This window comes from Oribacterium sp. HCP3S3_B9 (assembly GCF_052064255.1).
GTDB lineage: Bacteria > Bacillota > Clostridia > Lachnospirales > Lachnospiraceae > Oribacterium.
The window spans coordinates 1-628 of record NZ_JBQHVY010000072.1 but is presented as its reverse complement, the minus strand read 5'-3'; the positions used below and the strand labels follow the sequence as shown (position 1 = coordinate 628).

1 rRNA gene is annotated in these 628 nt (G+C 49.4%); it reads left to right on the top strand.

Annotated features, from left to right (window positions below):
• Window positions 1-70: 70 nt before the first annotated feature.
• Window positions 71-628: ribosomal RNA gene (locus tag ACTNC3_RS11475) — 23S ribosomal RNA — on the top strand; the annotation flags it as partial.

Below are 628 nucleotides of genomic sequence, written 5' to 3'. Positions count from 1 at the left end.
TGGAAACATCATCACACAGCCAACATCGATTCACGCTAGAATCGATGAGTGAGAAGGAACTCACGAAAATTGGTTAAGCATTAAGAGCATAGGGCGGATGCCTAGGCACTAAGAGCCGACGAAAGACGTGATAAGCTGCGATAAGCGATGGGGATTGGCAAATACGAAGTGATCCATCGATCTCTGAATGGGGAAACCCACTGGAGTAAACCTCCAGTACCTGCAGGTGAATACATAGCCTGCAGGAGGGAACCCGGTGAACTGAAACATCTAAGTAGCCGGAGGAAAAGAAAGAAAACTCGATTCCGAAAGTAGCGGCGAGCGAAATTGGAAGAGCCTAAACCATGGTGCGTGCACCGTGGGGTTATGGACTGCATTTAGTCCTCAGATACGACTGGAACACTCTGGAAAGTGTGATCAGAGAGGGTGAAAATCCCGTACAGGAAGTAGAAGAGGATGAGCAGTATCCGAAGTACTGTCAGACACGTGGAACCTGGCAGGAAGTCGGGGGGACCACCCCCCAAGGCTAAATACTCCTTAGTGACCGATAGCGATGAGTACTGTGAAGGAAAGGTGAAAAGAACCCCGGGAGGGGAGTGAAAGAGAACCTGAAACCCTGTGTTTACAA